Here is a 259-nt window from a genome sequence, read left to right on the forward strand (position 1 = left end):
GTCACGGTCTGGCCGCATACCGAGGGGTTGGGGTCGACCGTCACCGACACCGTGCTCGACGCCTGGTTGACGGTCACCGGCGCGGTGCCGGTCGACGCGGAGAAGCATCCGTCGCCGTTGTAGACGGCCGTGACCGTGCCGGTCTCCAGCGTGGTCGTGGTGACGCATGCCGTGCCGCCCGCGTCCAGCGCAAGTGTCACGTTGAGTCCGCCGGGGCCGGTGAAGGTGACGGTTCCGGTGGGGGTGCCGCTGCCGGGTG

1 protein-coding gene is annotated in these 259 nt (G+C 71.0%); it reads right to left on the minus strand.

Annotated elements, in window-relative coordinates:
- Positions 1-259 (minus strand): Ig-like domain repeat protein (locus K7B10_RS39925; protein ID WP_229345851.1); only part of this gene is annotated, 259 nt, incomplete at both ends.

Origin of the sequence: Streptomyces flavotricini (assembly GCF_020639365.1) — a bacterium.
GTDB lineage: Bacteria > Actinomycetota > Actinomycetes > Streptomycetales > Streptomycetaceae > Streptomyces > Streptomyces flavotricini.